At 44.8% G+C, this 562-nt stretch carries 2 tRNA genes and 2 rRNA genes; all 4 read left to right on the forward strand.

The features are described 5' to 3' along the window. Window positions 1–105 (forward strand): 23S ribosomal RNA (locus F0527_RS16835); the annotation flags it as partial. A gap of 127 nt (window positions 106–232) precedes the next feature. After that, a 5S ribosomal RNA gene (rrf, locus tag F0527_RS16840) occupies window positions 233–348 on the forward strand. Between the two features lie 8 nt (window positions 349–356). Further along, window positions 357–432, forward strand: a tRNA-Val gene (locus tag F0527_RS16845). 9 nt (window positions 433–441) lie between these two features. Further along, a tRNA-Thr gene (locus tag F0527_RS16850) sits at window positions 442–517 on the forward strand. Window positions 518–562 lie beyond the last annotated feature (45 nt).

The raw sequence follows: 562 nt of genomic DNA on the forward strand, positions 1-562 counted from the left end.
GCAAGTAAGTAAGATCCCTCAAAGACGATGAGGTAGATAGGTTCGAGGTGGAAGTGTGGCGACACATGGAGCTGACGAATACTAATCGATCGAGGACTTAACCAAATTTCTTAAGAACCTTCAATTCTCGTTTATCCAGTTTTGAGAGAACAAGAAATAGTTATTCGAAAAAAGTTGTTGACTTTTCTAGAAAACATGGTATAATAATTCTTGTCCTTAAATAAATAATAGGTCTAGTAATGATGGCAAAGAGGTCACACCCGTTCCCATGCCGAACACGGAAGTTAAGCTCTTTAGCGCCGATGGTAGTTGGGGGCTTCCCCCTGTGAGAGTAGGACGTTGCTAGGCTGTAACATGGAGGATTAGCTCAGCTGGGAGAGCATCTGCCTTACAAGCAGAGGGTCGGCGGTTCGATCCCGTCATCCTCCACCATATTTATTCGCCGGTGTAGCTCAGTTGGTAGAGCAACTGACTTGTAATCAGTAGGTCGAGGGTTCGACTCCTTTCGCCGGCACCACTTAAAATGAGTCATTAGCTCAGTTGGTAGAGCATCTGACTTTTA

The sequence above is a fragment of the Rummeliibacillus sp. TYF-LIM-RU47 genome (assembly GCF_008638315.1).
Lineage (GTDB): Bacteria > Bacillota > Bacilli > Bacillales_A > Planococcaceae > Rummeliibacillus > Rummeliibacillus stabekisii.